This is a genomic window from Bradyrhizobium sp. LeoB3 (assembly GCF_055456055.1).
On the sequence record NZ_JBVBEF010000186.1, the window covers coordinates 1 to 6,882 of the forward strand.

Sequence of the window (6,882 nt, forward strand, 5' to 3'; positions counted from 1 at the left end):
CCTTGTCCGCGCTTGTCGAAGGTCACGACCCGGGCGAAGCCCGCGAGCCGCCGCAGAAAAGCGGTGTATCCTGGGAGTTCGTGCTGGAATTCGATATGTGAGATGAAGCCAGGAACCAAAATCAGGTCGATCGGCCCGTCGCCCATCACCTGATAGGCGATGCTAACGTCGCCGTTCTGGGCATATCTCGTCTCGGGCAGTTTGAAGTCAGTCATCGAGCGAAACCTTGGGGCCTACTCCATTGTTGCCGCCTGAATAGCCGAGATCAACCCCGTAGCATCTGCCACTCCGGTTTTACGTCTAAAGACCTCAGCCGTAGTCCCGCACATTTCCGCCTTGGGTCACGTGCGGTAATACTCTGATTGATCACAAATTTTCCGCTTGGCCCTCAGAAGCTGACATCGTCGCTTTTTTTATGATGGGGTGGACGCCCCGCCGACGGCATCGATGTGCCAAAGTGGAGGTGTTTAGCACCACTTAAGGGAGGCGTCCGTGTCGGAGGTTAGCATAATCGGTCTGGATATCGCCAAGCATGTTTTCCACGCTCATGGAGCGGACGTGAAAGGGCGAGCTATGTTCAGCAAGCGGATCAGCCGAGGAAAGCTGCTGGATTTCTTCGCAACCCAACCGAGTTGCACGGTAGCTCTGGAGGCATGTGGCGGAGCCCATCACTGGGCCCGTCAGCTCGCCCGGCTTGGCCATGAAGTTCGGCTGATCCCTCCCGCGTACGTAAAGCCGTTTGTGAAGCCGCAAAAGAACGACGCGATCGATGCCGAGGCGATCTGCGAAGCAGCGCAGCGGCCGAGCATGCGGTTCGTGGCCGTGAAGAGCGAGCAGCAACAGGCGGCGGGTCTGGTGTTTCGGACCCGTGATCTGTTAGTGCGGCAGCGAACGCAGCTCATCAACGCGATCCGGGGACACCTTACCGAATATAGTTTGGGTCGCGCCCAAGGGCCCGTCGCACGTGGCGATGCTTGCCGACCTGATCGAGGAAGAAGCGATGGCCAGCTCGCTTCCCAAAGCGACCCACGCCATGTTCCGATTGATGTTGGACCTACTGGCCGACCTCAATGGCAAGATCGCGGATCTCGACCAGGAGATCGCGCGACGCGCTCGCGAGGACAAGGTCTCGCGCCGGCTGATGACCATTCCTGGCATCGGCCCGATCTCCGCCACCGCGATCGCCGCCCTAGCACCGCCGGCCGAGACCTTTGCCAAAGGCCGTGACTTCGCGGCCTGGCTCGGTCTCACGCCTCTTCAAAGATCGACAGGCGGCAAGCAAAAGCTCGGCGCGACGTCCAAGATGGGGGGGCGAACGCTCAGGCGCCTCCTCATCATCGGCAGCAGCGCTGTTGTGCAGCAGGCGAGCAAACGCGGGGCGCCAAAGGGTTCGTGGCTCGAACAGATGCTGGCTCGCAAGCCGCGCATGCTGGTAACGGTCGCGCTCGCCAACAAGATGGCGCGGATCGTCTGGGCGCTACTTGTCAAGCAGGAGAATTACAGGGCTCCGGTCGCAGCCAAGGCGTGATCCTGGCGAACCTGAGGTCGTCAGAGATGTAGTCGGTCGAAGGAGGGTATGGCGCAACAGTCGGCGAGACGGGGCCGGAAGAACCAGGTGTACTCATCGTGCCCAGAGCACGCGTTTATGATTTGGTTCCGGTCCGCGAAGTCCCATACAGGCCCGCAGCTCCATCGCTGCACCATCAGAGGCCGGATAGATGGCAGCATCCGACTACGTGCCGCACTTCTTCAAAAACCGCTTGCATCTCGCGGGGCGTCCACAGATGAGTATACGCCCTAAAATCTTCGTCGCCGAGCCATTTCAGTAAGCTTACTTCCTGCGGTGTCAGCTCGCTGGTCATTCCATGCCACTGTTTGCTCACCGCGTCGCGCGGCCGGCTGGCGACGGGTTAGGACGTTTGGCTGGCGGAGTGCCAGGTTTCGGGTTCGAGCACTTGGCGGAGCGCCTGCTGAGCACCATGCAGCGCGGCGCGATCTTCGTCGGCATTATTGTCATCGCTGAGCAATAGCTCGATCTCGGCAACCTCGGCCTTACGAAAAACCCCTGCACGACGCGTGCGGCGCGCCGGTTTAATAATCCATGTTACGTCGTATGCGACAGAACACCACGGACCACCCAAATCCTTCGATTAGGAACGAAGCCTGATATCCTCTGTTGCCTCTACACCACCGCACCGTCCTTGGTATCTATCGGTGGTGAGAACGCAAAGACGCGCTCCCGCCTCACTCACACTGGGAGCAGCGCCATGTTTCACAGGCGTCGTTTCATAACCTTTGAGATACTCGAACAGCGACTAGCCGAAGAAGCTGCACGCCTGCGCAGACAGGTCCAAGACACTCGCTTAGAAATCGAACGCGAACAACTCATCCGCAGCGCGCGCCAAGCCGAAATTGGATCGCATATCCGGGAATGGCTAACATCCCCCGGCCTCCAGCCGCCTCGATAGATTTTTTTAGGCGGAGCGGCGAAAGCAGGCACCTGCTGCCGCCGCGCTCGGGGCGTCCTCTGACCAGGGACGGTCAGGGTGATTTTCGCACACCCAGCCGAGCCCATGGCACACCGGGCAATTCGGTCTCGTCACACGTCAGTCCATCGCCACAAAAAAGCAGCCCAGCCGTCGTCATGGACCGGAGCTGCCGAGTTTGTCACCGCACGCACGTTGTGAGCCAACGTTGCGTGCGACAATAGAACCTCGCCAGAACAGGCCCGTTCCTAAAGGGCAGATCGGCGCGGCCGATCTAGGCCGCCAGCCAAGTCAGTCGATTGAGAGAACCGCAACCGCAGTTATGATCGTCGACACGATGCTCGCCATAATAACGAGGGCAGCAAACAGACGGTCGTGCATGACGCAGCCTCCGCGAAATTAGCCGCCCCGGCGCGACCATGAGGGATCGGCACCGGGGCGCGCGCCCTCTCACCCACCGGGGCTTGGGTGTGGCTGGGGTTCGATCAGCGAGAGGTCGCAGGGAGAGAAAAGCACAACTTCAGCGCGGAGGTCAGTGCACTTTGTGCCGCAACCAACTCAAATTTCTGCGCCCTTCGGTTACATAGTGCACTGACGCGCGGCATCGAGCGTGCCCGTCTCGGTCGGCGATCTCTCGGCCGATCACCGGGGCCTCCATAGGTGAGCCGAGAGGAAGCGACGCCCCGGCGCAGGTTCCGGTGACCGGCGCCGGGGCGGTCACCCCCCGCGAGGATGACTTGAGCAGCACGCGGCTGATAGTGGCACGCAAAATCCTTGCCGAGCACGGGCCGATGACAGCAGAAGCCATGGTTCGGGAAATGCTGAAACTCGGCCATGACGTCTCCGTTCACGAAACGCTGCCCGACAAAGTCTCTTCGCTTCTGATAGGTCTGTGGCGGCTGGAAAAAGCCGGCATGGTCGCGCGTGAAGGCAAAGGCCGCTCGGCGCTGTGGCGATTCAGCGTATCACAAACGCAAACAGCGCACCGGACTTGAAGGCCTATAGCCCCATCGGCAGCGCCAGCTGGATCGCTGGCGGCTCGCGCTAATGAATGCTGCCAGTTGTCAGTGCAGCTTGTGCCGCAGCTACAAAAAACATGCGCGACCGGCGGTCGCTCCCAGCCTACACCCAGCTTTCCACGAGCTGTGGCTGGTCGCCAGCCGAGCGCGGCAGGCAGCGCAGGCCCGCCAGCTCGAACGCGTCGCGCAGCATCTCCAGTCCCTCGTTCGGCCCGGCTGTCCGCAGCATCACCGTACTCGGCTGCGGCGCCTCGCTGCCGCCAACGACCTCGAACATGCGCGCGACGTAGCAGTCCGGGAAATCGGCAGGGCGATCATAGATGGTCCACACCGGCAGGCGACCGCGCTGCATCACGTCGCGGTGGTTTTGCAGGATGAACTCCACGACCTTGGAGATGTCGCTCATCACAGCAGCGAAAGCTGGATATCGACCCGGTGGCCGTGCCGCGCCAGAAAGTTCTCCAGGGTCGGCGGGACCTCACCGCGCTCGGCGCAGCGCTGGCGCAGCTCGGCGGCGATCTCCTCCGAGGCGTCCTGCGACCAGCCCTCGCTGGTGTTAAAGGAAATGATCCGGATCGGATTGCGGTACTGCCCCTCCATCAGGTGACGCAGCAAAGTATCGCGGTCGGTGTGCTCCTCGTCGTTCTCAACCCAAGCGCGGCCAAGGCGGCTGCCGAAGCTGTCGAGGACCAGATAGACATCCCGGTCGGACCCGGGGGCAATCGAGGGCGAGGAACGCATCACTAACCTCACGATGACAGAACACCAGCGTTCCAGCCCGTCGGCGGCTGGGCGTCGATAAACCCGATTCGCAATTCGTCCATGACTTTATATATACGCCTCGATGAGCAGGCGTCTGGCATTCGCCCTGCCGGTCATGGCCCATACTGTCCCGTCTGGCCCGGACTGGTTCCACGAAATCCAAGCATGACGGCTACCGGATGATGATCATCCGGGAGGCGGATCGCGTGCGCCTGAAAGCAGGGGCGGCCACGACTTATACGGACCGTTATCGCTGGATTGTCGAGACCGCGCGCAAGCTCAAGCCCAGCCATTTCGTGCTCGAGGCGAGGCCGTGGTCCTCAACGTCGACGGGATGTCGGACTGGGCCGCACTGCATTCAAGGCGGCACGATGACGAGGTCCAGTTCTATGCCTTCGACATGCTGGCTGGTGACGGCGACGATTTCCGGCGTCTGCCGTTGTCGATGCGCAAGACCAACCTCACGCGGCTACTCGCCCGCCGCACCGAGGGCATCCACGCTGCGCCTTACGAGCTCGGCGAGATCGGGCCGGACCTGTTCCGGCACGCCTGTTTGATGGGGCTGGAGGGCATGGTCTCGAAACACAGCGGGCGCGCCTACGTCGCGGGCCGCTGCACGCACTGGGTCAAGGTCAAGAATCCGAAGCATCCAGCCTATCACCGCGTGCAGGATCAGTTCTGACCTGCACCTCGTCCCCTTGGGTTGGGTAATCCCTCCAGGCTGCAACGAGGATTAGTCGTTGGTAGGGGTCCGTTCTCCGCTTTACAACCTGAGCTTGATTGCTAGTAATGCTCTCTAGCCCTTGGATGCCAATCTAAGGGAAAAGGAAATGGGCTGGGGCGGCCGTGGCAATCATCGAGAACATTCGTCTGCTCAAAGGCGCAGCCGTGTTGGCGGAGCGTAAAGCCGCCACGCCGAGCCTTGATCTCAAAAGATTCAATCTTTTCTACGGCTTCAACGGTTCGGGAAAGTCGACCCTTTCCCGCATATTCGCGGCGCTTCAACACGGCAAGAAGCAGGAGCGACTTCCCGAAGGATGCACATTCGAGATTGAGATGTCCAACGCGGCAAAATTTAGCTATCCCAAGGCACCGGCTGGCCTCGAGAAGTGCGTCTGTGTATTTAACGGCGATTTCATCGCCGAAAACCTCCGCTGGGAAACTGGCGTGGCGAACCCCGTCTTTTATATTGGCGCCGATCAAGCCGACGTAGCAGACCAGTTGAAGGCGCTTGAAAATATCCTACCGGCGACGAGAACGAAGCACGAAGTCGAGGCCAGGTGCTTAAGGAACGCAAGAAGGCGTTCACCGAGTACAACTGAGCGTTTCGCCGACGGGATATTAGCTCCATCTGCGCGAGGCACGGCGAGGCTGGACTCTATCGTCCATCACCTGGGTCTGGCGCTTGGCGGTCGGCCGGCAGCGGGCTTTGCAAGACGGCTGATGCTGCCAGTAAGCAAGGACACGCTCCTGCGTGTCGTCCGACGCCGCAGCCGTTCGCCGGGCGATCCACTCAAGGTCATCGGCATCGATGACTGGGCCTGGCGGCGCAATCACCGATACGCCAGTATCATCTGCAACCTGGAAAGGCGCCGGGTAGTCACCTTGCTGCCGGATCGTGAGCCCGCGACCGCCCAAGCGTAGCTGGCTGCTCATCCCACGATCTTAGTCGTCGCCCGCGACCGTGGCGGGGGATATGGCGAAGCAGCAGCAAAGGCCCTGCCGCACGCGGTGCAGGTCGCCGAGCGTTGGCATTTGATGGAGAACGCCAGTCGGGCATTCCTTGACGCCATCCGCAAATCGATGCGCCAGATACATACCCATCAAGCAGATCGTGCGCCAGACTGGCCATAGCAGGAAGCTGGTAAGGCAGGTGATCCGCGGCGAACGCAACGATGTCTTCCGGACCCGGCAAAGTTCGTTGGATCTGCATTTGCCATGGCTCGACGATCAGTGGGCGTCCGGCTGCAACACGGGGCTCAACTTTGGCGCCGTTTAAAGGCGCGTGGCTTCCGAGGCTCGCTCCGCGTCATTAGCGAGTGGGCGACCCGCAGACGACGAGCTGAAAAGGCCGACGTACGAACCTTCAGAGGATTCCGTCGGTCAGAACGATCGCGCGCCTGATGACAATCGACCGGGACTTGCTCGAAAGCGGAGACCGTCACGGTCGCGGCGATCGAAGCTGGCGTACCAACCCTGGTCGAGGCACGCGAGATCATCGCCGAATTCCACCTGATGATCCGGCGTAGAACCCAGGCGGGCCTCATCCCATGGATTGAGCCCGCCCGCGCCAGTCTCGTCACCTCGTTCGCCAGGCGGCGTCGCGAAGGATGAGGCGGCGGTTCGAGCAGCAATCACTTTGCCCTGGTCCAACGGACAAACTGAGGGGCAGATCACGCGTCTCAAGCTCGTCAGACGCCAAATGTACGGTCGCGGGAAAATCGATCTGCTACAAGCTAGATTGATTGGCGCAGAATGAAAGGAGCTGCATCAAAATTGCGTCAGAGCCAATTTTGGACGCCCGTCCCCCAGTTTAGGGGGCGCATTGCCTCATCAAGAATGTTACCGGAGAACTGACCGTCAGGATTGGGGCGGCGATACCGAATCGGCTCGGT

At 60.9% G+C, this 6,882-nt stretch carries 5 protein-coding genes and 3 pseudogenes; 5 read left to right on the forward strand and 3 right to left on the reverse strand.

What is annotated here, in order from left to right:
- Positions 1–215, reverse strand: a 215-nt coding sequence (locus ACZXDY_RS44005) for an alpha/beta fold hydrolase (RefSeq protein WP_464349780.1), incomplete at its 3' end; no start/stop codon positions are given.
- 277 nt (positions 216–492) lie between these two features.
- Here ACZXDY_RS44005 and ACZXDY_RS44010 point away from each other — a divergent pair.
- A pseudogene (locus tag ACZXDY_RS44010) lies at positions 493–1,528 on the forward strand (IS110 family RNA-guided transposase).
- Positions 1,529–3,184: 1,656 nt separating this feature from the next.
- On the forward strand, positions 3,185–3,481 hold the full coding sequence (locus ACZXDY_RS44015; protein WP_464349781.1) for a hypothetical protein: 297 nt from the start codon (positions 3,185–3,187) through the stop codon (positions 3,479–3,481).
- Positions 3,482–3,608: 127 nt separating this feature from the next.
- Here ACZXDY_RS44015 and ACZXDY_RS44020 read toward each other — a convergent pair whose 3' ends face one another.
- The gene (locus ACZXDY_RS44020) at positions 3,609–3,911 is read right to left on the reverse strand and encodes a hypothetical protein (protein WP_028169140.1); all 303 of its coding nucleotides are present in this window, start codon (positions 3,909–3,911) and stop codon (positions 3,609–3,611) included.
- Positions 3,911–4,246 carry a hypothetical protein gene (locus ACZXDY_RS44025; RefSeq protein ID WP_028169141.1) on the reverse strand — a complete coding sequence of 112 codons (336 nt, stop codon included), beginning with the start codon at positions 4,244–4,246 and terminating at the stop codon, positions 3,911–3,913. Before ACZXDY_RS44025 ends, ACZXDY_RS44020 begins: the two co-directional genes overlap by 1 nt.
- A 334-nt stretch (positions 4,247–4,580) precedes the next feature.
- On the opposite strand from ACZXDY_RS44025, the gene ACZXDY_RS44030 reads away from it, so the two are divergent.
- The 3 genes and pseudogenes from ACZXDY_RS44030 to ACZXDY_RS44040 all read left to right on the forward strand — a co-directional run.
- Positions 4,581–4,949, forward strand: a complete 369-nt coding sequence (locus ACZXDY_RS44030) for an ATP-dependent DNA ligase (protein ID WP_349642724.1) — start codon at positions 4,581–4,583, stop codon at positions 4,947–4,949.
- Between the two features lie 206 nt (positions 4,950–5,155).
- Positions 5,156–5,539 (forward strand): annotated as a pseudogene (locus tag ACZXDY_RS44035) (AAA family ATPase); the annotation flags it as partial.
- A 48-nt stretch (positions 5,540–5,587) separates the two neighbouring features.
- Positions 5,588–6,746, forward strand: a pseudogene (locus ACZXDY_RS44040) (ISL3 family transposase); the annotation flags it as partial.
- Between the last annotated feature and the right edge of the window lie 136 nt (positions 6,747–6,882).

Bases quoted from the DNA above. Each gene is read 5' to 3' on its own strand.
- ACZXDY_RS44020 (WP_028169140.1), bottom strand. From the start codon at position 3,911: ATGAGCGACATCTCCAAGGTCGTGGAGTTCATCCTGCAAAACCACCGC.
- ACZXDY_RS44025 (WP_028169141.1), bottom strand. From the start codon at position 4,246: ATGCGTTCCTCGCCCTCGATTGCCCCCGGGTCCGACCGGGATGTCTAT.